At 64.5% G+C, this 417-nt stretch carries 1 protein-coding gene; it reads right to left on the bottom strand.

Annotated elements, in window-relative coordinates:
- Positions 1–417 (bottom strand): transposase domain-containing protein (locus ACWGS9_RS35430; protein ID WP_454509507.1); only part of this gene is annotated, 417 nt, incomplete at both ends.

Genomic DNA, 417 nt, shown 5'->3' with positions numbered 1-417 from the left:
GCCCTCGCAGCCTTGCGGCGTTTCCGGCTCGATGACGACGTCGATCCGCTCGAGATGCTCTGCAAAGCCCTTGCGAGGCCGCGGCGCGCGTATCGCCTTGTCCTCGCCACCCGCCTTGGCCAGTTCCGCCTCGGCCGCCGCGATCCCGATCTGGATCTCTTCGAACACAAAGGCAAATTGATCCTCGCTCAGCCGTTCAGAGCGCCTTCCATAGTGCGCCCGCCTCAGCTCTTTCAGGATCTCCGTCAGCCGTGCAATGCGCTGCGCGGCCGTCTTGTTGACCGCCTCGAGATGCGTGTTGCTCGCTTCCAGATCGCTGTTGCGCGCTTCCAGCTCACCATTGCGCGCTTCCAGCTGCAGCCGCTCTTGTGCCATGGCCGCGATCATCGCCTTGAGCGCGTCGACGTCGTCGGGAAG

The organism is Mesorhizobium sp. Arg314 (assembly GCF_053714275.1).
The sequence above is the reverse complement of the archived record's forward strand: the minus strand, read 5'-3'. Positions and strand labels throughout refer to the sequence as shown.